This window comes from Gaiella sp., from assembly GCF_057140465.1.
Genome location: NZ_DBNHWK010000026.1, coordinates 26,855 through 48,863, shown reverse-complemented (window position 1 = coordinate 48,863; position 22,009 = coordinate 26,855). Strand labels below are relative to the sequence as shown.

Here is a 22,009-nt window from a genome sequence, read left to right as displayed (position 1 = left end):
TCCGCGCCCTTCCGGTTACCCCGAAAGAGGGATGCCCATCAGGGACAGAGAAACCAGGATTCGACGGCTACCAGTCCTTCACGCCGGCGCACATGGCGGCAAGAAGGAGGTTGCGAACGAAGAGCCTTCGCATCGCTACTCCTAGGTTGGGGAACTGACGGCACAGAGATCGTATACCGCAATCGAAAATCGAACAAGGGAACAAGAGTGGTACGTCGATGAATCGCCAGCGCGCACTCAATGCCTATGTGGCGCTTCTCGCCGTATCCGCTGCAGGGCTGGGTCTTGCTCTCGTGGAGCGCGGTGTGGGAATTGGAAGCCCTTGGGCAGTTGTGGCCCTTGGCATCGCCGCAGCGATCGCAGAACGCGGAACTGTCCGTGTGACGCAGACGACAGAGCTCTCGATCTCGCCTGTCCTTACTCTCTTCGCGGCGGTGCTCTTCGGCCCCCTGGCCGGAGGCCTGGTCGGAGCGGCCTCTGAACTGGGCGAGCCCGAACTTCTTGGCCAGTCGACACGGGGCAGATCCCCGGGACTCAAGTGGCTCACCTATTCGAGCACGCGGTTCATCTCCGGTGTGGCGATGGGCGTATCGGCCGATCTCGCACGAGGTCGACTGGACAGCGACACGGGTGCGATCATCGTGGCGACCATCGCCGCGTCCATCGTTGGAGAGACGCTTGAGGTGCTCTTCGCGTCAGCCACGAGCCGACTGCGCGGCAATAGCGTCTCAATAGCCCGGATAGCCGGTCCAGTCGCCGCGATGGCCGTGCTCGTGTACGCACCAGTGGTGGCTCTTCTAGCCTTCGCATACACAGAGATCTCTCCTTGGAGCGCCTTCCTATTCCTGGCACCTGCCCTTGCCGCCCAGCGACTGTTCAGCCTCTACCAGGAGAAGACCCGACTGCTCGAGGAGCAGCTCCGTCTTGCTGCGGATCTCAGCGACGCAAACGAGTCCCTACGCAGCGCAAACCTCTCCTTCGCCGCAGCTCTAGTTCAGACGCTGGAAGAGAGTGACGAGTATACAGCCGGCCACTCCAAGGCCGTGGCGATCTACGCACGAGATATCGCGACGCAAATGGGTTTGTCTGCCGAGGATCAAGAACGCGCGTACCTCTGCGGCTTGGTTCACGACATCGGGAAGATCGGACTCCCCGCGTCACTACTCAACAAAGAGGGTCGTCTCACTCTCGAAGAGAGACGAGAAATGGAGAAGCATTCTGAAATCGGCGAGAGAATTCTGAGCAAGGTTGACGCATACACAGATGTGGCGACAATCGTGCGACATCACCACGAACGGATCGACGGCGAGGGATATCCGGATCGATTGCGTGGAGACGCGATTCCAATGCTTTCCAACCTCATCGCGGTTGCTGACGCATACAACGCCATGACCTCCGACAGGCCGTACCGAAAAGCGATGGAATACCCCGTTGCGCGTGATCGGCTGCTCCAGGCCATGGGGAGTCAGTTCCAAACCGAGGCCGTCGTCGCCTTCGTTTCCCTACTCGCAGAGGCTGACAACGACTACCGACATGCCCTTGGATCCGAGTTTGCCCCGCTCGACTTCTGGTCCACGGTGGAGTTGCTCGAGGGTTCCGTCGGGCGAGAGGCAGACGCAGCCTGACCCCCCCGCGTAGCGGCGCCGAGAGCCAGAGCAGTTCGGGACCGGATCCCTAACTTGTCGAAGACATGATGCACGTGTGACTTAACGGTCTTCTCGCTGATGAAGAGCTCTCGTGCAATCTCGTCGTTTGTCAAGCCCATGCAGACAAGTTCGTAGACGTCTCGCTGTCTTGGCGTGAGTGTCGTGCGCGGGTCGAGCAGATCCTCAGGTCTCGCACCCACACTGGCTACGAGATCCTCATCCCCGGCGCGTGCAACGAGAAACGCGATTCTCTCTCGGACGGACGACGTACTGAGCAGAACAGCGAGTAGGTCTGGATTGGCTCGATAGGCCGTGACCAAGGGATCGACTGCACCCAATGAATACGCAAGATCTACTACGTCGCGAATGCGAGTCGCAATCCCAGCCTGCCGTGTCTTTACAGCGCATACGAGATCGACGCAATGGGCGAGCACTTTCGCCTCTAGGCCTCGAGTTACTGAAGTCGCTTGTCTAGCGAGGGATTGGGCATCTTGTACTCGGCCGATCGTTGCGAGCACTAGAGCGCGTGAGCCCAACACTTCGCCCTTCATACTGCGGAGCGACGGCCTGAGGTCAGGCGGCTCAAGGCCTGCGGCGTCAGTCGCCCTTCCTTCCTGCAGAAGGAGTCTCAACCCAATGGAGTACGCGTTCTGCTCACCGTTGGAGTCATTACAGCGGCGAGCCTCCACTCTCGCCGCTTCAAGCTCATCCGCCGCGGCGCCGTACTGCCTCATGCCCGCCAATGCAGCGGCGCGTGTCGCGTGCCCATATGTCAGAGCAATGTCGACACGAAACCTTGACGCGTCGTCGACTAGTTCCTGGGCGACGGTCTGAGCCTGGCCATAGTGGCTTCCCAGAGCAAGCGCCCATCCGTACATGCTTCTGAATGAGCATCGCACGAATGGGTCGTCGATACTGGTAATGAGTTCCGCAACGCGCCGTGCGTCAGAGAGGTTCTTCACATAGCCGAACTTGAAGCCAAGGCTGAGCTGCTTGTCGGCCAGGCGCACCAACTCCAATGGATCGCCGTGGTTGATTGTCGACTCCAACTTGCGAAGTAGGGAGAACGCCTCTTTTCGCTCAAGAGCGGCTAAACACATGACCTGGCCCCATTGGGCGGATCGTAGGCATGCGTTATCAGGCGCCACATCGCCGGCGAGGCGGTAGTAGGAGAGTGCTTCCTCTTCCCGTGAGCCAACATGCGCCGCCCGCGCTGCAAGCGCACGGAATCGGAACTGGAGCGGCTCTCCGAGTACGTCAGGCGCATCCAGGGAGCCCCTTGCAAGAGTCGAAGCCGTCATGTGTCTGCCACGCCGCAGACTGACCTCACCCTCCGCCAGTCGCAGTATTGGAGCGTTGCATCGCGCCGTTGTATTGAACTGGAGCATGCTCTCCAGCGTTGCGAGTCGGCCGGCGTTGAGGAGCTCGTCGAGGGACTCGGTGAGAAGCGGCTCGAGCTGGTCGTGGAACCCGTAGCGATCGACGAGCTCGAATGCCGCATCCCACTCCCGTCCGTTGCGGTAGATCGCCAGTGCGCGCCGAGCGGCAGACTCGAGATCGCGTTCGCGATCCAACCGTGCTCTCTGCTCGAGGAACGCCGCGGCAAGCGGATGGAGCTCGAGTCGGCCCTCGCGCTCGTCAACGATCCCGAGGCTCAGGGTCTGCTCGCAGACGGCGCGGCCGACGTCGTCGCCGAGCACCTCGAACGCGAGTGCCCGATCGACGAGCGGCAGGCCCGCGAGGATCGACAGCCCCGCCCGGACCGGCCCCTCCAGCGACCGGTACACCTCGTCTGCGAAGAACTCGTAGAGCTCCTGGGGAACCTCGACGTCACCGGTCGGCTCGGCGTCGGCGACGCGCGCCAACCCGATGACAGCGGGCCAGCCCTCGGCGATCGCGATCAACCCGGCGCTGAGCCCGGGATGCCGTCCTTCGAGCACCTCCTCGGCCTCGTCCGCGTCCATCGCAAGGGCCGTCTGCGTGATCTCGAGCGCCCCTCCGTACAGGATCGTCCTCCCCGAGACCCACCCGGGGCGCCGGCGGGACGCGATCAGGAACTGGGTCGGCGTCTGGTGCGCCAACGTCTCGACGAACGCCTCTCCCGCCACCGACCGCGAGACGAACTGGTAGTCGTCGATGACGATCCAGGCGTCCGACGGCCACTCGCCGAGATCGGAGGCCAGGATCTCGGCGAGGACAACCGCTTCCCGCGCCGGATCCTGCGTGACTGCGAGACGCTCCTCGAGCTTTCGCCCCGCTCCGGGCACGATCTCCCGCGAGGCCGCGGAGAGGCCCCGCGCGAGCACGGCGACGTCGATCGCGGAGCGCCGGGCGCGGAACCACGCGACCTGCCGCGCGCCCGCCTGCGCCCACTGCTCCGCGAGCGTCGTCTTCCCGTAACCGGCCGGCGCGACGAGCATGCGCACGCGCGCCTGTGAGCGGTCGAGCGCGCGAATCAGACGAGGCCGCTCGATGATGCGACGCCGACGCAACGGTCGCGGAGGCCGCTCCCCCATCTCGGGTGGGGAGGCTACTGCACGGTTCGGCATCGGGGAAGACGGCGCCCACGGCGTCGGGGGCGGAGCCGTGGGCGCCGTCGTCTTCAACCCCCCAGCGGGGAGAGCCCCGGTGCACCCGCCAGCGGGTCCTCGCCCGTGAGGATCCGGTAGGCCGCCGGGATGTGTCTCCGGCGTGGAACGCCGAGCTTCCGCCGGAGCACGTCGCAGTGCGCCTTGGCCGTCCTCGGCGAGATCCCGAGCTCGCGTCCGAGCTCGACGTTGGAGCAGCCGGCCGCGATCAAGGCGACGACCTGTCGCTGCCGCTCGGTCAACCCGGAGATCTGTGTCGTGGTCAGCTCTGTCATGCCGCGGGATTCTGCCCCGACCGGGTCGGTCGATCCATCGGTCGAAGGATGGAAGCTGGGGTGGAAATCCAATAATAGAAGTGTGCTTCCTGTATAATTGCTCCTGTGAGTTCTTCGCTCGTCCCCTGGCTCTCCCTGGCGGTCGCGATCCTCGTCCTCCTCGCCGTCGACTTCGTTCTCTTCGGGCGCCGCGGCATCACGTTCCGCGGCTCCGCGGCGTGGAGCGTCGGATGGCTCGCCCTGGGAGCGGGCTTCGCCGGAGTGATGGCGGCATGGAGAGGAAGCGAGGCGGGCGGGGAGTACCTCTCCGGCTATCTGATCGAGCGCAGCCTCTCGATCGACAACATCTTCGTCTTCGCGCTCATCTTCTCGGCCTTCGCGATACCCCCATCGAGGCAGGGAGGTCTCCTGTCGCTCGGGATCGTGATGGCCCTCGTGATGCGCGCGGTCTTCATCCTCATCGGCGCGGCGCTGCTCGATGCGTTCCACGTCACGATCTACGCGTTCGGCGCGCTACTCGTGATCACCGGCGTGAAGCTCGCGCGACACTCGGCCGAGGAGGTGCACCCGGACCGTAACCCCGCCGTGAGGCTCGTCCGCCGGCTCTGGCCCGGTGCGCCGATCACGGCAGCTGTCGTGGCGGCGCTGGCGACGACCGACCTCATCTTCGCCGTCGACTCGATCCCCGCGATCTTCGCGGTGACCGACGACGCCTTCATCGTCTTCGCGGCGAATGCATTCGCCCTGCTCGGGCTGCGGTCCCTGTACTTCGCGCTCTCGGGGATGATGGAGCGATTCCACTACCTGTCCCACGGGCTCGCGTTGATTCTCGTCTTCGTCGGCGCGAAGATGCTCCTCACGGATGTATGGAAGATCCCGACCTGGCTGTCTCTGCTCGTGATCCTTCTCCTCCTCCTCGCGGCGGTCGGGCTCTCACTGGCACGGACGCCCGGTCGGCGCCCAGGCATCCGGAGCGCCACGCACGACGGAGCCGTCGCGTGACGTCCTGGACCTTCCTCTCCCACCACGCGCACGTCCTCCTCTGCATCGCCCGAGACCCCGACGCCCGTCTGCGCGAGATCGCAGCGGGGGTGGGCATCACGGAGCGCGCCGTGCAGACGATCGTCAACGACCTGGTCGCAGAGGGATACCTCGTTCGCACGAGGGTCGGGCGTCGCAACCACTACGACGTCGTGCTCGACGCCCGCCTCCGGCACCCCCAACAGCAGGACGTCGACGTGCGCGACCTCCTCGGGTTGGTCGGGCCCCGCTGACGGCCTCGGCTCTCGGGCGGACATCGACCACCTGGGGACGCCCGCGGCACGCACGTCTGCGGCCGCGAGAGCCCGCGTCCGGGATCCGGGTCGACCGCCATCGGTATCGCGGACAACCCGCACCCGGATCGGGGGCTGACCCGTTGCGCCGGCACCGGCCCCCGGTGACGATGGACGAGACGAGAAGGAGGACTGATTCGATGAAGATCCGAGATGTGATGTCGACGTCGGTGATCACGACGACGCCTGACGCCCCGCTCAAGGAGGCAGCGTTGCACCTCGCCCGCGAGGGCATCTCCGGCATACCCGTCGTCGACGAGGACGGTGCTGTGATCGGCGTGCTCTCCGAGGCCGACGTGATCGTCAAGGAAGGCAACGGGCACGCGTCCCACGGCTTCCTCGCCTGGTTCCTCGACCCCGGTGACCCGTGGCTCGACGACCGGATGGCGGCGAAGACGGTCGGTGACGCGATGAGCGCCCCGGCGATCGTCGTCGCCCCCGACCGCCCGGTCGCCGAGGCCGCAACGCTGATGATCGAGGAGGGTGTGAACCGGCTGCCCGTCGTCGAGGACGGCGTGCTCGTCGGGATCGTCACCCGGGCGGATCTCGTCCGGGCGTTCGTCCGCTCGGACGACGAGGTGCAGCACGAGATCGAGGAGGACGTCATCCGCCGGATCCTGTGGCTCGACCGCGACACGCTGCGCGTGACCGTCAAGGACGGCCTCGTCACGCTCGAGGGAACCGTCCCGACGAAGTCCGACCTCGAGCTGGTGCCGTCGCTGACGCGTCGGGTCCCGGGCGTGATCGATGTCGAGTCGAAGCTGAAGTCGGTGCAGCCCTAGCGATCAGATACCGGCTGCGTAGCCGTCACCACGACCGTCGGATCCTCCGACGAGTGCGTCGCCGACGCGGAGAATCGCCTGGCCGACGCCGAATGCATGCCGATCGATCGGTTGGACGACATCGTGCCCGAGGCTGCGTAGGGCATCGGCGTGACGGCCGAGACCCGGCTCGACGAGCACACGCCGTCCCTCTTCGACGCGCCAGCGCGGTGCGTCGAGCGCAGCCTGCGGGTCGTCGGCGTGGTCGACGAGGCGGGTGACGACCTGGAAGTGGCCCTGCGGTTGCATACGGCCGCCCATCACCCCGAAGGGGCCGAGAAGCGTCCCGCCCTCGAGGAGCATCCCCGGGATGATGGTGTGGAACGGCCGCCGGCCGGGTGCCAGCGCATTCGGGTGACCCGGGTCGCTCGAGAACCCGGCGGCGCGGTTCTGGAGCACGACACCGGTGCCGGGAGCGACGACGCCGGAGCCGAAGCTCTCGTACACGCTCTGGATCAGGGAGACCGCCATCCCGGCACCGTCCACGACGGCAAGGTATGTCGTCCCTCCGTGTGGCTGCTCGTAGGGGGGCGGATCGAGTGCCGCCGACGGGTCGACGAGCGCGCGACGGGCTGCGAGCCGTTCCGGCGCGAAGAAGTCGCCGGGCAACGGGCCGTCGTGGACGACCGCCTCCGTGTCGGCGAGCGCGAGCTTCATCGCCTCGATCTGTGAGTGGAGGCCCGGCTCGAGCCCGTCGTAGAGGGCGAGAGCGAGCAGCGCCGCGACGCCCTGGCCGTTCGGCGGGAGCTCGCACACCTCGATCCCGCGGTAGTCGTAGCTCACCGGCTCCACCCACTCCGAGCGATGCGCCGCGAGGTCGTCGACGGTGAGCCACGTCGCGGAGGCGATCGCCTCCGCCGTCTCGCCGCTGTAGAAGGCGTCGGGCCCCTCCTCGGCGATCCGGCGTAGTGTGCGCGCGAGCTCCGGGAGCCGGAAGCGCTCGGCGATTCGGGGAGCCGGCCACGGTGCCCGCTCGGCCACGGCCCACTTGTCGGCGATCCGCGGCGTGCACGCGACGCCACGCTCGGCGAGGTCGGCGGCAGGGGCGACCGCGGCGCCCAGGTCGAGTCGCCCGAAGCGTTGCGCGAGGTCGGCCCACGCCCGCACGGCCCCCGGGACGGTGACGCTGCGTGCGCCGGACGCCGTCGCCGCCTGGACGCCGACGATCGCCGGAGACCGCCCCGAGCCGTTGATGCCGACCAACTCGGCGTCGTCCCACACGAGCGCGAACGCGTCGCCGCCGATCCCGTTGTCGGTCGGTTCGGCGACGGCGAGCACAGCGGCGGCCGCGAGAGCGGCATCGACGGCGTTCCCGCCCTGCTCGAGGGCACGGAGGCCCGCCCGTGTCGCCAGAGGGTGGCTCGTCGCCACCATCCCGTCTCCGGCCACCGCGGGCATCCGACGCCAGCCGCTCGTGTGCGAACTGCCGGGCCGGTTGAGGGCGTCGAAGTCGATCTCCACGCGTCGATCCTCGCACGACCGGGGCGCGACGGTCGATATGTCGACCGTGTGAGGTCGGTCGACGTCGAGGTGGCGGTCGTCGGGGCTGGCGCCGCAGGGCTTGCGACCACGTACCAGCTCGCGTGTGAGGGCCGGGACGTGGCGGTCCTCGAGCAGTTCCGCCTGGGTCACGTTCGGGGGTCGAGCGATGGTGCGTCGCGGGTGTTCCGACTCTCGTACACCAACACTGCGGACGAGCAGTTCGTGCTCGGGCCACACGGGCGTCGTCGTCGGGTCGGCGTGCTCCCGGCAGGGCTTCAAGCTCACACCGATGATCGGCGCGGTGCTCGCCCGCCTGGCAGACGAGGCACTGGCCGTCGCCTCCGACGGCTGAAGCCGCGGCCGGGCGCTAGGGCGTCTCGGACGCCGACACGACGTAGGCGGCGACGTCTGCGATCTCCGCCTCCGTCAGCAGGCCCCCGTACGCCGGCATCTGCCCCAGGCCGTTCGTCACGCGGTCGATCACGAACGCCTCGGTCAGGTTCGGATTGCCGTCGAGCGACGGCCCGACGGCACCGGCCGCGCCCGCGTCCGCGAGCGTGTGACACGACCCACAGGGCTCGCTCGCGAACACGAGCTTCCCGTTCGCCACGTCGCCGCCGGCCTCGCTCGGCGGCGTCGTCTCCGTGGGGACGACCGGCGCCTCCTCGTCCGCGGTCGCCCGTCCGACGAGGAACCCGCCGACGGCGGCGGCGAGCGCGAGCACGACCACGGCGAGCACGAGGCCGCCTTCCGCGACCGCGATCGACGAGTCGCGGGGCGCGGCAGGGACGGGGATGCCACGATCGTCGAACGCGGCCGCCCCTGCCCTCCCGCGGAGGGTCTGGAAGACGTTCCAGAAGAACAGCACCTGCACGAGGCCGAGCACGATCACGAACGGCAGGGAGACGCGCGTCAGGGTGTCGTAACCCTCCGGGAGCACGGAGAAGCGTCGTGGCGCGCCGTCGAGCCCCTGCACGAGCCAGATGCCGAAGACCGTCATGCCGGCGAGGAACGTCGTCCAGACGTGCACCCAGGCCATGCGCTCGCTGTACAGCGCCTTGCCCGTCAACTCCGGGAGCAGGGCGTACACGGCGCCGAAGATGAGCAGCCCGATGTTGAGCATCGCCATGTGGTGGAAGTGCCCGACGATCCAGAGCGTGTTGTGGACGATCACGTCGAACGCGATCGTGGCGTTGACGATCCCCGAGAGCCCCGACAGCAACCAGCCGACGAGCCCGAGGAAGAGCGCGGTCGACGCCGGCGTCCATCGGAAGCGGGACTTGTAGATCGTGAACGCGAGGCTGTAGAGGGACAACGCCGACGGCAGCACGAGCGAGAAGGTCATCGGCTGCATCGCGGTGTTGATCTGCGCCTGCAGCGTCCCGTCGGGGTAGTCGAGGTACACGTGGTGCGCCCAGACGAGGACGTTCGCGATCACGGCCACCGTCCAGGCGATCGCGATCACGTTCCCGGCGACGAGCTGCCGGCCCGCGTAGCGCGGGATCAGCCAGTAGTAGACGGCGACTGCCGGGAAGAGCAGCAGGTAGACGACCGGGTGGCCGAACCACCAGAGGATGTTCTTCGCGAGGAGCACGTCGGTCTCGCCGACCCACCCGGGCGCCTGGAGGATCTGCCACACGAGCAGCCCCGCGAGCGGCAGGGTGGCGATGATCATGTCGAGGCCGATCACCGCGAGCGGGATCACGGCGTACGGGACGGGCCTCGGGTTCGTCGCGAAGGCCTTCGGCCAGAGGTATCCCCACCCCATCGAGATGCCGTAGCGCCGGAAGATGTTCCCCGAGACGGCGTGGAGAGCCGTGCGGTTCAGGACGGTGTGCAGGATCCCGAGCCCCCACGTCACGATCGAGAGGCCGACGAGCAGCACCGAGAACGAGAAGATGGCCGTCGCCCAGGCCCCCCACTCCCCCTGGCCCGCGAACGAGAGCGGGTAGAGGAAGACCCAGGAGGCGGCGAACTGCATGATCAACGTGGTGACGACGACGCCGAGCACACCGAGCGCCATCAGCCAGTACGTGAGCCGTGCCATGGCGAGGCCGAATCCGCGCGTCGGGAACCCCACCGCGTAGAGCACCCACCACGAAAGCCCCATGACGGCGAACGCCGCCCAGCCCACGAACGTCCCGAGGCCGTGGGCGGTCATCATCGCGTACCAGAAGTTGTCGCCGACCCGGGCGTCGGGAACCGCCTGGCTCCAGCGCAGCACCATGCCGAGCAGGCCGGAGGCGGCGAGGATCACCGTCGACGCGACGACGTAGCGGAGGGCGAGGCGCTTCGCCACCCTGCGGTCGAGCTCGTTCGTCACTGCCCGCGCACCTCGAAGAAGCTCCTCATCTCGTGGTGCTTCGCACCGCAGTACTCGAGGCAGAGGAGCTCGTACGTCCCGGGCTCGGTGAACGTGTGGACGACCTTCTGCACCTGTCCGGGGATCACCTGCGCCTGGAAGAGCAGCGTCCCGTCGGGGTCGTACACCCCGAGCCCGTGGTTGACAGCCGGCTCGCCGTTGATCCCCTCCGACTCGAGCCAGAACTCGACCGGGCGGTCGACGACGACGTCGGACGGCTCGACCTGTGCCCAGGCGTACTGCACCCCGACGACGCGGACGATCTGCTTCCCGGCGCCGGCCGTCTCCCCGTACGGGACGAAGAAGATCGTCGCCATCAGCAGGGCGAAGAGCGCGACGATGATCACGATCAGCCACGCCGTCTCCCGCCGGGTGTGCCCGGGGGTGTCCACGTCGTCGACTCCTCGTCCGCGCGTGGACGCGTAGATCGCGAACGAGACGACGGATCCGATCACGACAGCGACCGCGTAGGCCACGGTGATGACGATGGCCGTGTCGCTCACGGGGTGGATCCTAAACGGATCGATCGGATGGTGACCAATCGAAGAATGCGCGGGGAGTACTTGCGGGAAATCCGCAGCCCGGTGGGCACCCGCCCCGATGTCGTGCGAGGAACCCGAGAGCAGGATCTGACGCATGAGTGTGATCGTCGTGGCCACGGACGGCTCCTCGGCGGCCGCCTCAGCGCTGGACACCGCGATCGAGTTGGCACTCGAGAGCGGCGATCGAATCGGCGTGATCACCGTCTGGCGGGCCCTCCAGGGAGACTTCGGCCTCGCCTACCCTCCGAGCGCGCTGCTCGACGACATCCTGGCGGCAGAGCGCGAGCACGCTGAAGGGACACTCCGGGAGGCGGCGGCCCGCGCCGAGGCGGCAGGGGTGGAGGCCGAGACGAGGCTCGCCGCAGGCGACCCGCCCGAGCAGATCTGCGCCTACGCGGAGGAGATCGGCGCCCGACTGATCGCAGTGGGCTCGCACGGGCACGGGGCGCTGATGTCGCTGCTCGTCGGAAGCGTCTCGAGCGCCGTGATCGCGCTGGCGAAGGTCCCGGTCGTCGTCGTCCGCGACGGCGGCGACGCGGAGGTGATGGAGCCCCCGCCGGTCGGCAAGTCGTCCGGCTCGACGCGCTCCCGCTAGGGAGCCACCTCACCACCGCACACTCGCGGCCCGCCCGACGTCGCAGACGCCGCGGAGCGTCAGGACTCGTCGAGCATGCCGTTCGCGAGCGCGTACCGGACGAGCTCGGCTCTCGTCCCGAGCCCGAGCTTCTGCATGATGTGGGCGCGGTGCGTCTCGGCCGTGCGGACCGAGATGTAGAGCTGCTTCGCGATCTCCTGGTTCGTGTGACCGAGGGCGAGGAGCCGGAGAACCTCGCGCTCGCGGTCGGAGAGCGGGTCGCTCGCCGCCCGACGCGCCTCCTCGACCTCCGCCTGAGCGAGCCGCGCACCGAGCGTCGGGTGCACGTAGCGGCCACCCGTGGCGACCTCGCGCACCGCGTGCACGAGGTCGGCGTCCGCGGCCTCCTTGAGCATGTAGCCGCTCGCCCCGCCGGCGAACGCCTCGCGCACGTAGTGCGGATCGTCCTGCATCGACAGCACGAGGACACGCGCGCCCTTGGACGCCTTGATGATCTCGGCCGTCACCTCGAGGCCGCTCCCCTCGGGCATCACGACATCGAGGAGGACGACGTCCGGCTTCTCGAGTCGCGAGGCGCGGACGCCCTCATCGGCGGTGCCGGCCTCGGCGACGACTTCCATGTCCTTCTCCCGATCGAGCAGGAGCCGAAGGCCGGCACGTACGACGGCGTGGTCGTCGATGATGAGGACGCGAATGCTCACAGCAAAGGCAACTCGACGAGTAGCGTAGTCCCACGGCCGGGCGTCGAGTCGACGGTGAGGTGGCCGTCGAGCAGCTCGACGCGCTCGCGCATCCCGACGAGGCCGACCCCGGCGCGAGGCGCGCCGGGGTCGAACCCCCGCCCGTCGTCCTCGATCACCCCGACGAGGGTGTCTCCGCGCCGCGTGAGGAAGACGCTCAGGTGTCGGGCACTCGCATGCTTGACGACGTTCGTGACCGCCTCCTGGACGATGCGGTAGACGGCGGTCTCGACCTCTGGCGGGAGTCGGGCCGAGCCGAGCGGCGCCTCGACCTGGACGTCGAGCCCGCTCCGCTCCCGCGCCGACTGGCCGAGCCGCTTCAGAGCGGGAACGAGCCCGAAGTCGTCGAGGGCCGTGGGCCGGAGATCGACGGCGAGCCGACGCACCTCCTGCAGCGTCTCGACGACGAGAGCGCGGAGGTCGGCCGCAGCCGCACGCGCCTCGTCCTGGGTCGCCGCCCGCTCCACGGCGTTGAGCCCGAGGAGCATCGACGTGAGCGCCTGCCCGGTCTCGTCGTGGAGCTCCCGCGCCAACCGACGGCGCTCGAGCTCCTGCGCGGCGACGGCTCGATGGAGCGCGTCGCGGGCGACGCGCTGGGAGAGGTCGACGGCGACGGCGGCGCGCGGCGCGAAGGTCTCGACGAGACGCAGGTCGTCGTCGTCGAACCGCGGGTCCTCTCCCTCGCGATCGACGACGATGAGGACACCGAGCGGCCGCCCCCTGACGAGCAGCGGCACGACGAGCTCGGACTGGGCCCCGAGGAGGCTCGCGATCTCCTGATCGACCTCGGGATCGTCGGGCACCGAGTCGATGCGCTCGCTCTGTCTGCGCGCGAGCGCGGCAGCGCTCTTCGTTCCCGGCCCGAGCACCGTTCCGACCGCCGCGTCGTCGGTCGCCGCCTCGATCCGGAGCACCCCGTCGGAGCGTGCGAGGGCGATCGCGACGAGGCGCGCCCCGAGCAACGCACGAAGGCGCTCGGTGAGCAGCGCGAGCTGCGGCGCCAGCTCCATCTCCCCCGCGAGCGCCATCGCCAGCTCGTTCAGCGACTCGAGCTGCCTCGACCACTCCGTCGACTGCTCGTACAGCCGTGCGTTCTCGACCGCGACAGCCGCCTGCGCAGCGAGGAGCCCGACGAACTCCTCGTCCTCGTCGGTGAAGTCCGCTCCGCCCTCCTTGTCGGTGAGGTAGAGGCGCCCGTACGTCACGTTGCGCAGGAGCAAGGGGACGCCGAGGAACGTCCGCATCGGCGGGTGGTTGGGCGGGAACCCGACCGAGCGCGGATCGCCCTCGATGTCGTGCACGCGCACGGGCCGGCTTCCGTCCGACACGTCACCGAGCAGCCCCCGCCCGGTCGGAAGAGGACCGATCGCACGGATCTCCTCCTCGCTCATGCCGTGGGTGATGAACCGCTCGAGCGCCTCCCCGGACTCGTCGAGCACGCCGAGCGCCGCGTACCGCGCTCCGCTGAGCTCGACGGCGGAACGGACGAGCGTCTGCAGGACGCCGTCGAGGCTGAGCTCGGAGGTGAGCGCGATGCCCGCCGTGACCAGCGCCTGATGTCGATCGTGACGTCCCACGCACGAATTATCCGTTCCCGGCACCACGACGAGGCGCGAACAGGCAGACTTCCTCCATGCCCCCCGTTCCGAAGCCGAAGGGCCCGAAAGGCGCGGGCGGATCGCCCGGCTCCTCCGGGTGGGGCCGCTCGAACCGCACGATCCTCCTCGCGATCGCGGGCGCGGCCGTGCTCGCGGTGGTGCTGGTGGTCGCAGCCATCGCCTTCAGCGGGGGCGACGACGAACAGGCGACGACGACCGGACCGACGTCCGGCTCCACCGCAGTCGTCGACGGCATCCCGCAGAGCGGGACCGTGCTCGGCAATCCTGACGCGCAGGTGACGCTCCTCCAGTACGAGGACATCCAGTGCCCGGTCTGCAAGTCCTACACCGAGTCCGGGTTCCAGACGGTCGCGGACGAGTACGTGCGGCCCGGCGACGTGAAGGTCGACTTCCGCGGCCTCGAGTTCCTCGGCGACGACTCGACCAAGGCCCTGAGCCACGTCCTCGCCGCCGCCAAGCAGGATCGCGCCTGGCAGCTGGTCGACCTGCTCTACGCGAACCAGGGCGCGGAGAACGCCGGGTGGGTCACCGACGATCTCCTCCGCGAGCTCGGCGGGCAGATCGAGGGCCTCGACGTGGACGCGATGTTCGCGGACGCCGCCACGCCCGAGATCGCTGCCGAGATCGAGCAGGTGGCGCAGGAGGCGGCTGACCGGCGCGTGCCGGGAACCCCGTGGTTCTACGTCCAGATCGGCGACGACGAGCCGTACGAGGTGCAGCCCAGGTCGCTCGACGGCGACGAGTTCCGCCAGATCCTCGACGACGCGCTCGACCGGTGAGCGACCGCGCCCTGCGCGCGGCCGTCGCCCTCGTCGCCCTCGCCGGGGTCGCGGTCGCCGGGTACTTGACGTGGGTGCACTACCAGCCCGGATCGCTGATCTGCACGGGGGGCGGCGGGTGCGAGACGGTGCAGGAGTCCGACTACGCGGTGATCGCGGGCATCCCCGTCGCGCTGCTCGGGCTCCTCGCGTACGTCGCCGTCCTCGTCCTGACCGCGATCGACAACCCGACGACGCGACTCGTGACGGCGGTGATCGCCGTCGGCGGGCTCGGATTCGCGGTCTACCTGATCGTGCTCCAGGCGTTCGTGATCGACGCGTGGTGCGTCTGGTGCCTCGTCAACGACGTGGTGATCGTCCCCGCACTCGCCCTCGTCAGCGTCCTGCGGCTGCGCGAGCGACCGCACTGAGGAACGCCGCGCGGCGAGATCGCCCGCGGGGCGTCGTCGCACGACGGCGGCGGGCGCTCGACCGCCCGCGGAGGGATCAGGTCATCGGGACCTGGCGCTGGAGACGCGACGTGATCCGGTCGAGGATCTCCGTCAGGCTGTCACCCGTGGCCGTGATGCCGTGATTGCGGAGGCCGATGATCGCGTGTGTCGGGTCCGGCTCCCTGGCGATCAGCTGGGCGACGGACTCCGCGAGCTCCTGGGTTCCGCAGGGGTAGTTGATGTCCGTCGCCACGATTCCCTCGACCCATGCGTGAACGTGGAGGATCGCGCCGACACCGGGGTGCTCCTGGTAGATCATCCAGTGCTCGATCGCGTCGACCGACACGCGGCGTGGCTCGATGCCGGGCGGCACGCTCAGCACGATGCGCGCGCTCGGCTCGTCGTAGTCGACGACGAGGAGGACGTCCGTCCCCACCTTCTCCAGCTTCGACTTGTCGACACCGCTCGCGCTCATCCAGAACCGGTCGGCGTCGAGCCGCTGGGAGAGGTTGCCGTAGGAGAGCCCGCCCACCTGGTAGAGGCGCATCACGTGCCGCAGGTCGCGCTCGGACAGGTACTCGTGAACGGGGAACGGCGCGGGGAGCAGGTCGAGCTCGTCCATGCGCTTCCCGGCGCGACCGATCTCGGCGGTGTTCTCGTCGCCGTCCCAGAGCTCCGGCTCGAGATCGGGGCGGAACTCGTTGTCGATCACGAGCTTGGACTTGGCGAGCGGGGCGAGCCGCTCGAACACGTCCGCGGGATCGTCGGTGATGCGATAGGTGCCCCGCTCCATCGTCGTGAACCAGACGCCCTCTCCGGGGACGTGGAGCACGACGACGTTCGAGAGCGTCCGCACCAGCATCGGGTAGCTCGTCTTGAGCACGTCCGCCGGCGCCTCCCGGAGCTCGTAGAAGGAGGCCGAGTACGTGCCCCGAGACGCCCGCCTGAACGCCTTCGGGTCCTCGGGATCGAACATGTTGAGGACGAAGTCGGCGTCGGCGACGTCCGCGACGAGCTCGAACCCGTCGCGCTCGAACTCGCGCCCGATCCGCGCCACCCATTCCTCGTGGCTCGGCGACGTCGCCGAGCCCCAGATCGCGTACCTGCGCACGGCGACAGCCTACCGCGCCGGTCCGGCGGAAGTGAGCATCGACCCGCGGCACGAGAGGCGGCGAGATCGGTGCGCCGCCTCTCGTTCGACGTCTCGCACGACGGCACTCCGCCCCACCGGTGCCTCGCCCGAGGCAATCGCGCCGGAGGAACTAGCGGAAGAGGTCGCGGTCGCGAGGCATGACGAGCTCGGCCGCGCTGCCCTCTCCCGGCTCGACGTCGACGCCGCGGACGATCGCAGCCGGGATGCCGCGCGCCTTCCCCATCACGAGCTCCGCGGCGCCCGCGATCTCGTCGGCGACGGCGATCCGCGTGGAGTGGAGCTCCCGGCCCGCGGCGTCGAGCTCGCCCCGCATGTCCGTGACCGGCGCGATCCCGGCGACGCCGAGTGCGACGTCCGTCGTCCCCTGACGCCAGGCGCGGCCGAACGAGTCGCTGACGACGACGGCGGGGGCGACGCCGGTCGTCTCGAGGAGCCGCTCTCGCAGCCGACGGGCGCTCGCGTCGGGATCGAGCGGGAGCAGCACCACGGTGCGGGGGCCCTTGGCGTTCGAGGCGTCCACACCGGCCGAGGCGCACACGAACCCGTGGCGGGTCTCGGCGATCACCAGCGGCGGCCGCGAGCGCACGATCTCGGCGGACTCGTCGAGGATCACCTGGACGTGGCGCGGGTCACCGTCGGGGCCCGCGAGCTCGACGGCGCGTGCGGTCGGCTCGACGCCGTCGAGCGACACCACCCGCCCCTCGACCTTCGACACCGCCTTCTGTGCGACGACGACGACGTCCCCGCGCTCCAGACCACCGACCGCCGCGATCGCGACGGCGAGCTCGGCCGCGAGGTCGTCGCCCTCCTCGAGCTCCGGGACGCCCCGGAGCGGGATCACGCGGACCTCGCCGGTCACCGCTCAGTGCAGGCCGGTAAGACGCACCCCGGCGTGCGCCCGGTAGCGCTTGTTCACGTTCACGATCACCGCCGTCATGCCCTCGAGCGCCCTCGCGCTCGCCAGGGGCCCGCAGTCGACGGCGCGGCCCGTCGTGAGATGGGCGGCGAGCTCGAGCACGGCGTCCTTCGCAGCGCGGTCGTCGCCACAGACGAGCGCGTCCTCGTCCGGCGGGGCCTCACCGCCGAGGTTGGACGCCGCGAGCGAGTGGAGCCCCGCGACGACGGGCCCCGCGATCTCGTCCTGGATCCGCTGGGCGATCGACGTCGCCTCGTCCGTGGGCAGCACGCCGTCCTTCGTGAAGCGAAGCTCGGCCGCCACCGAGAGCACCGGCGTCGTGCCGATCGCATCGCGCAGTGCACGCGCCGTCTCCACCGCGCCGTCCGCCTTCGTCGTGAGGACCACGAGGTCGGCTGCACGGGCGGCGTCGTCGTTCGTCGCGCCCTCGACGCCGAGCTCGGCCGCCGCCGCGGCCGCGCGCTGGGCGTCACGAGAGCCGATCACGACCGCGTAGCCCGCCTCTCGGAGCCTGACGGCCAGCGCGATCCCGAAGCTCCCCGTGCCACCGATCAACGCGACCTTCACGAGACCACCTCCAGGGTGAACGCCGCGAGGCGACGCGCGTCCTCGCGACCGGTCATGAGCGTGCGTGTGACGGCGAGCGGCACGCCCGCACGCGCGGGTGCATCCGCCTCGTCGATGACGAGCGCGTCGATCAGGCCCGCGTAGCGGGCCGCGACGTGCGCGGGTGTCGTGCCGCCGGCCATGCGGGAGAGCATACGGTCGAGGGGGCCCTTGACGGCGCGGCCGCCGATCAGCGGGCTCACCGCGACGCACGCTGCGCGGCGCGACGCGAGCGCGTCGCGGATCGGTCGGACCGCGAGGATCGGGTCGATCGACACGTAGGGGTTGCTGGGCGCGATCACGATGCCGTCGGCCCGCTCGATCGCCTCGAGCACGCCGGGGGCCGGGCCTGCCTCCTCGTCGCCGGCCACCACGACGTCGTCGACCTCGTCGCGGTGTCCCCGGGCAACGAACCACTCCTGGAACGCGAAGCGCCCGGCCGGCGTGACGACGTGCGTCCGGAGCGGGTCGTCGGTCGCGGGGAGCAGGTGGGCCTCGATGCCCGCGGCGCGGACGAGCCGCTCGGTGACGGCCGAGAGGGGGTCACCCCGGCGCAGCGCCTCGGTGCGGACGAGGTGCACGCCGAGGTCGAGGTCGCCGAGCTGGAACCAGCCCTCCCCGCCCCACGACCGCGCGGACTCGAGCGCCCGCCACGTCTCGCCGGCACGGCCCCAGCCGCGCTCCTCGTCGTTGACACCGGCGAGCGCGTAGAGGACGGAGTCGAGGTCGGGGCTGACGTGCACGCCGAGCACCGTCAGGTCGTCGCCGACGTTCCCGATCACGGTCAGCTCGCCCGGCTCGAGCACGTCGTAGAGGCCGCGAGCGAGCTTCGCGCCCCCGACGCCGCCGCACAGGCACACGATCCTCATCGTGCGCAGACGGGAGCCTGCTCGAGCTGCCGTCGCGCTCGTCGCGTATGCGCGCCGAGCGGCAGCGGGAGGCCGTCGAGGTCGGCGAGCGTGTCCACGTCGAGGACGAGCTCGGGGATCACGACCGGCGCGAAGCCGGCGTCGGCGAAGCGGGCGGCGCTGCCGCGGCCGTAGAGCGGGGCGAACGCCGACGGGTCGGGAAGCGAGAGCGCGTTCGTCGTCCCGTCGCGCGCCGGGACGAGCGCCGGTGCCGTCGCCGCCGCGAGCGTGGACAACGCCTCCGGCGTCGCGCACGGGAGGTCGGCGTTGACGACGAGGGCGCCGCCGACCACCTCCCCGAGCGCGCGTTCCACCGCGGCGCCCTGCCCGCGCCCGGGATCGGCGACGACGTCGCAGCCAACCGGGACGCCCGTCGGGTCGTCGGTGACGACGACGACGCGGCCGACGGCGAGCGACGCCGCGACGACGTCGGCGAGCATCGCCCGGGCGAGGCGTGCCCGGACCGACTCCGGGAGCCGGCTCTTGCCCGTGGCGCGGAACGGGACGACGACGGTGGGCACGCGCGCAGACTACGCAGGATGCGCCGTCCAGGGAGCGGATCGTGCCGGTCGCGGGCGGTCGAGGCGAACGCGCTAGGCCGCGTGCGACGACGTGCCGGAGCCAGGCCCCGACGTCGCCCATTCGTTGACCTCGAACCAGTGCGTGCCCGCGAGGGCGGAGACGACCGTCGGGTCGGTGTGTGCCGCGTTGAACACGTGGCGGTCGGCATCGCAGCAGATCTCCGTCTCGTCCAGCGAGAGCTCGGCGAGCCGGCCGACGACGTCGAACGGCAGCTGGGCGTCGCGCAGCGTCATGTGCTTGAACTGACACTCGGGGGCGAGCTCCATCAGCGCCGGCCAGTCGGGACAGGTCTTGTAGCTCATCGGACACCCTCGTTCGCGCCCGGCTCCCAGGTTCCTCCGAGCCGCACCAGGCCGCGCCCCTCGCCGTCCGGGTAGACGACGAACACGAGCGCGTCGTCGACGGTGTGCAGGAGCCCGGTCCCGTCCGCTCCCTCGAGGGTCACCCGGAGATGGAATCGCCCGAACTCGAGCGGCGGACGAGGCAGGTCGAGCCGTACGAGCACGGGGCCGCCGCCTGCGGGCCATCCGAGCTCGCCGAGGCCGGCACCGTCCTCGGCGACGAGGACGCCCGCGTCGTCCCGGATCTCGACGTGGAGGCGGGGCGGGGCGACGGGGACGTGGGCGGTCACGTCGATCTCGAGGGTGAGCGGCTCCCCCGCGAGCACCTGCTCCCGCGGCGCGCCGTCGGCCCCGAGCAGGCGCGCCGCGTCGATCGTCGCGTCGCCGCTCCCCCACTCCCTGAGCCCGGCGCTCCGCTCGGCGGGGTCGACGTCCTCGGCGAGCTGCCGCCGGTAGCGGGCGATCGCCTCGTGCGTGCCCCCGTCGAACGCCACCTCGCCCTCGCGGAGCAGCACGGCGCGCGTGCACAGGCGCTCGACCGCGGCCGCGTCGTGGGAGACGAACACGATCGTCCCTCCCGCCTGCTTGAACTGCGCGATGCGCCCGAAGCACTTCCGCTGGAACGCTTCGTCGCCGACCGCGAAGACCTCGTCCAGCAACAGCACGTCTGCCTCGAGGAACGCGGCGATCGCGAACCCGAGGCGCATGTACATCCCGGACGAGTACGTGCGCACCGGACGGTCGATCGCGTCCTCGAGCTCTGCGAAGTGGACGATCTCGTCGAAGCGCTCACGGATCTCGGCTCGGCGAAGGCCCTGGATCGAGCCGTTGAGGAAGACGTTCTCGCGCCCGGTGAAGTCGGGATGGAAGCCGGCTCCGAGCTCGAGGAGGCTCCCGACACGGCCGCCGACGGCGACGCGCCCCCGGGTCGGCTTGATGATCCCCGCGACCAGCCGGAGGAGCGTCGACTTCCCGGAGCCGTTCCTCCCGACGAGGCCGACCGACTCTCCCGGCTCGACCTGCAGCGAGACGTCACGGAGCGCCCAGACCTCCTGGGCCCCTGTACGACCGCGCGCGAGCACGAGCTCCTTGAGGGTGCTCGTCTCGCGCGCGTGGACGACGAAGCGCCGGGCGACGCCGGCGACGTCGATCGCACCCGGCGTCACCGGAGCCCCCGGAAGAGGCGCGGGACGGCACCGTGGCCGGCGGGGACGCCGTCGACCAGCCCCCTGTGCCCGGAGGTGCGCGCCCGACCGTTCATGCGGGGACGGGCACCGCCGTCTGCTCGCGGACGAACGCCGCCAGCTGGGTGAGGACGCCCGGGTCCGTCGCCGGGAGGACTCCGTGGCCGAGGTTGAAGACGTGCCCCGGTCGCCTCCTCGCGCGTGCGAGCACGTCCCGGGCCTCGGGCTCCACGACGTCCCAGCCGGCGAGACACACGGCGGGATCGAGGTTCCCCTGCACGGCCCGGTCGCCGACGAGCGCCCAGCCGTCGTCGAGGGGCGTCCGCCAGTCGATCCCGATCACGTCGCCTCCCGCCGAGGCGATGTCCTCGAGCAGGTGCGAGGCCCCGGTCCCGAAGTGGATCGTCGGGGCGTCGACGCCCTCGAGGACACGGCTGCTGTACGAGGAGACGTGCGCCCGGTAGTGGTGGGGCGCCAGCGCGCCGACCCACGAGTCGAAGAGCTGGATCACGTCGGCGCCCGCTCGCACCTTCGACGCGACGTACGCGGCGAACGTCTCCGCGAGCTTGCCGAGCAGCCGGCCCCAGAGCTCGGGCTCCTCGAGCATCATCCTCTTCGTCGTCGAGAACTCGCGGCTCGGACGCCCCTCGACGAGGTACCCGGCGACGGTGAACGGGCCGCCGCAGAAGCCGACGACCGCCTTCTCGGGCGCGAGCTCGGCGCGGACGAGCCGCACGGCCTCGAGCACGGGGCCGAACGCCTCCTCCGGGTCGGGAACCCGGAGTGCGTCGATGTCGCGTGCCGTCCGCAACGGGCGATCGACCACCGGGCCGACGCCTTCGACGAGCTCGACGTCGACGCCCATGCCGAGGACGGGGGTCATGATGTCGGCGAAGAGCACGGCGGCGTCGACGTCGTGTCGCCGCACCGGCTGCAGCGTCACCTCCGCGCACAGCTCGGGCGTCCCTGCGACGTCGAAGAACCCGTGGCGCTCGCGGATCGCGCGGTACTCCGGCAGTGAGCGGCCTGCCTGGCGCATGAACCAGACCGGCGTGTGCTCGACCGGCTCACGCCGCGCGGCGCGAACGAGAAGCGGCACAGTCAC

At 70.0% G+C, this 22,009-nt stretch carries 22 protein-coding genes and 1 pseudogene; 8 read left to right on the top strand and 15 right to left on the bottom strand.

The genetic code is table 11. The annotated features are described in order from the left end of the window. Positions 1-248 precede the first annotated feature (248 nt). Positions 249-1,625 (top strand): HD-GYP domain-containing protein, encoded by a 1,377-nt coding sequence (locus AC162C_RS03855; protein ID WP_484096391.1) that lies wholly within the window; start codon positions 249-251, stop codon positions 1,623-1,625. Here AC162C_RS03855 and AC162C_RS03850 read toward each other — a convergent pair. Both AC162C_RS03850 and AC162C_RS03845 read right to left on the bottom strand, forming a co-directional pair. Then, the gene (locus AC162C_RS03850) at positions 1,526-4,066 is read right to left on the bottom strand and encodes a helix-turn-helix transcriptional regulator (RefSeq protein ID WP_484096390.1); all 2,541 of its coding nucleotides are present in this window, start codon (positions 4,064-4,066) and stop codon (positions 1,526-1,528) included. The two genes, AC162C_RS03855 and AC162C_RS03850, sit on opposite strands and share 100 nt — an antisense overlap. 182 nt (positions 4,067-4,248) lie before the next feature. Beyond that, entirely contained in the window at positions 4,249-4,509 is a 261-nt protein-coding gene (locus AC162C_RS03845; RefSeq protein WP_484096389.1) for a response regulator transcription factor, read from the bottom strand. Between the two features lie 105 nt (positions 4,510-4,614). On the opposite strand from AC162C_RS03845, the gene AC162C_RS03840 reads away from it, so the two are divergent. The 3 genes from AC162C_RS03840 (at position 4,615) to AC162C_RS03830 (ending at position 6,625) form a co-directional block, all read left to right on the top strand. After that, positions 4,615-5,511, top strand: coding sequence for a TerC family protein (locus AC162C_RS03840; RefSeq protein ID WP_484096388.1), 897 nt, complete (start codon positions 4,615-4,617; stop codon positions 5,509-5,511). Continuing rightward, on the top strand, positions 5,508-5,783 hold the full coding sequence (locus AC162C_RS03835; RefSeq protein ID WP_484096387.1) for a MarR family transcriptional regulator: 276 nt from the start codon (positions 5,508-5,510) through the stop codon (positions 5,781-5,783). The genes AC162C_RS03840 and AC162C_RS03835 overlap by 4 nt, the downstream gene beginning before the upstream one ends. Positions 5,784-5,983: 200 nt before the next feature. Further along, positions 5,984-6,625, top strand: a complete 642-nt coding sequence (locus tag AC162C_RS03830) for a CBS domain-containing protein (protein WP_462974067.1) — start codon at positions 5,984-5,986, stop codon at positions 6,623-6,625. A gap of 3 nt (positions 6,626-6,628) precedes the next feature. Here AC162C_RS03830 and AC162C_RS03825 read toward each other — a convergent pair whose 3' ends face one another. Beyond that, positions 6,629-8,125, bottom strand: a complete 1,497-nt coding sequence (locus tag AC162C_RS03825; RefSeq protein WP_484096386.1) for a gamma-glutamyltransferase family protein — start codon at positions 8,123-8,125, stop codon at positions 6,629-6,631. Between AC162C_RS03825 and AC162C_RS03820 the strand changes: the two are divergent. Beyond that, positions 8,021-8,455: pseudogene (locus AC162C_RS03820) on the top strand (FAD-dependent oxidoreductase); the annotation flags it as partial. The gene AC162C_RS03825 and the pseudogene AC162C_RS03820 overlap by 105 nt on opposite strands. A gap of 58 nt (positions 8,456-8,513) precedes the next feature. Here AC162C_RS03820 and AC162C_RS03815 read toward each other — a convergent pair. Both AC162C_RS03815 and AC162C_RS03810 read right to left on the bottom strand, forming a co-directional pair. Further along, positions 8,514-10,469, bottom strand: a complete 1,956-nt coding sequence (locus AC162C_RS03815; RefSeq protein ID WP_484096385.1) for a cbb3-type cytochrome c oxidase subunit I — start codon at positions 10,467-10,469, stop codon at positions 8,514-8,516. Beyond that, positions 10,466-11,011: a cupredoxin domain-containing protein gene (locus AC162C_RS03810; RefSeq protein WP_484096384.1), complete on the bottom strand. Its 546-nt coding sequence runs from the start codon at positions 11,009-11,011 to the stop codon at positions 10,466-10,468. The genes AC162C_RS03815 and AC162C_RS03810 overlap by 4 nt, the downstream gene beginning before the upstream one ends. A gap of 133 nt (positions 11,012-11,144) precedes the next feature. Here AC162C_RS03810 and AC162C_RS03805 point away from each other — a divergent pair, with 133 nt between their 5' ends. Next, positions 11,145-11,645 carry a universal stress protein gene (locus AC162C_RS03805; protein ID WP_484096383.1) on the top strand — a complete coding sequence of 167 codons (501 nt, stop codon included), beginning with the start codon at positions 11,145-11,147 and terminating at the stop codon, positions 11,643-11,645. A 59-nt stretch (positions 11,646-11,704) separates the two neighbouring features. Here the strand turns inward: AC162C_RS03805 and AC162C_RS03800 are convergent, their stop codons facing one another. Both AC162C_RS03800 and AC162C_RS03795 read right to left on the bottom strand, forming a co-directional pair. Then, positions 11,705-12,346 carry a response regulator gene (locus AC162C_RS03800; protein ID WP_484096382.1) on the bottom strand — a complete coding sequence of 214 codons (642 nt, stop codon included), beginning with the start codon at positions 12,344-12,346 and terminating at the stop codon, positions 11,705-11,707. After that, complete coding sequence (locus AC162C_RS03795; protein ID WP_484096381.1) at positions 12,343-13,962, bottom strand: sensor histidine kinase; 1,620 nt, start codon at positions 13,960-13,962, stop codon at positions 12,343-12,345. The genes AC162C_RS03800 and AC162C_RS03795 overlap by 4 nt, the downstream gene beginning before the upstream one ends. Before the next feature lie 56 nt (positions 13,963-14,018). Here AC162C_RS03795 and AC162C_RS03790 point away from each other — a divergent pair, with 56 nt between their 5' ends. Both AC162C_RS03790 and AC162C_RS03785 read left to right on the top strand, forming a co-directional pair. After that, positions 14,019-14,783 carry a DsbA family protein gene (locus tag AC162C_RS03790; protein ID WP_484096380.1) on the top strand — a complete coding sequence of 255 codons (765 nt, stop codon included), beginning with the start codon at positions 14,019-14,021 and terminating at the stop codon, positions 14,781-14,783. Then, positions 14,780-15,193: a vitamin K epoxide reductase family protein gene (locus tag AC162C_RS03785; protein WP_484096379.1), complete on the top strand. Its 414-nt coding sequence runs from the start codon at positions 14,780-14,782 to the stop codon at positions 15,191-15,193. Before AC162C_RS03790 ends, AC162C_RS03785 begins: the two co-directional genes overlap by 4 nt. A 76-nt stretch (positions 15,194-15,269) precedes the next feature. On the opposite strand, the gene AC162C_RS03780 is transcribed toward AC162C_RS03785, so the two are convergent. From AC162C_RS03780 to hemE, 8 genes are all read right to left on the bottom strand, one after another. Next, positions 15,270-16,325 carry a class II aldolase/adducin family protein gene (locus tag AC162C_RS03780; protein WP_484096378.1) on the bottom strand — a complete coding sequence of 352 codons (1,056 nt, stop codon included), beginning with the start codon at positions 16,323-16,325 and terminating at the stop codon, positions 15,270-15,272. Positions 16,326-16,476: 151 nt separating this feature from the next. Further along, complete coding sequence (gene cofE / locus AC162C_RS03775) at positions 16,477-17,226, bottom strand: coenzyme F420-0:L-glutamate ligase (RefSeq protein WP_484096377.1); 750 nt, start codon at positions 17,224-17,226, stop codon at positions 16,477-16,479. Positions 17,227-17,229: 3 nt separating this feature from the next. Continuing rightward, positions 17,230-17,850: an NADPH-dependent F420 reductase gene (locus tag AC162C_RS03770; protein WP_462974079.1), complete on the bottom strand. Its 621-nt coding sequence runs from the start codon at positions 17,848-17,850 to the stop codon at positions 17,230-17,232. Then, positions 17,847-18,758, bottom strand: a complete 912-nt coding sequence (gene cofD, locus AC162C_RS03765) for a 2-phospho-L-lactate transferase (protein ID WP_484096376.1) — start codon at positions 18,756-18,758, stop codon at positions 17,847-17,849. Before cofD ends, AC162C_RS03770 begins: the two co-directional genes overlap by 4 nt. Then, on the bottom strand, positions 18,755-19,318 hold the full coding sequence (locus AC162C_RS03760; RefSeq protein WP_484096375.1) for an NTP transferase domain-containing protein: 564 nt from the start codon (positions 19,316-19,318) through the stop codon (positions 18,755-18,757). Before AC162C_RS03760 ends, cofD begins: the two co-directional genes overlap by 4 nt. A 72-nt stretch (positions 19,319-19,390) precedes the next feature. Next, a complete protein-coding gene (locus AC162C_RS03755) occupies positions 19,391-19,681 on the bottom strand; it encodes a hypothetical protein (protein ID WP_484096374.1) in 291 nt (96 codons plus the stop codon). Continuing rightward, positions 19,678-20,886 (bottom strand): ABC transporter ATP-binding protein, encoded by a 1,209-nt coding sequence (locus AC162C_RS03750; RefSeq protein WP_484096373.1) that lies wholly within the window; start codon positions 20,884-20,886, stop codon positions 19,678-19,680. Before AC162C_RS03750 ends, AC162C_RS03755 begins: the two co-directional genes overlap by 4 nt. Before the next feature lie 91 nt (positions 20,887-20,977). Then, positions 20,978-22,009 carry a uroporphyrinogen decarboxylase gene (gene hemE, locus AC162C_RS03745; RefSeq protein ID WP_484096372.1) on the bottom strand — a complete coding sequence of 344 codons (1,032 nt, stop codon included), beginning with the start codon at positions 22,007-22,009 and terminating at the stop codon, positions 20,978-20,980.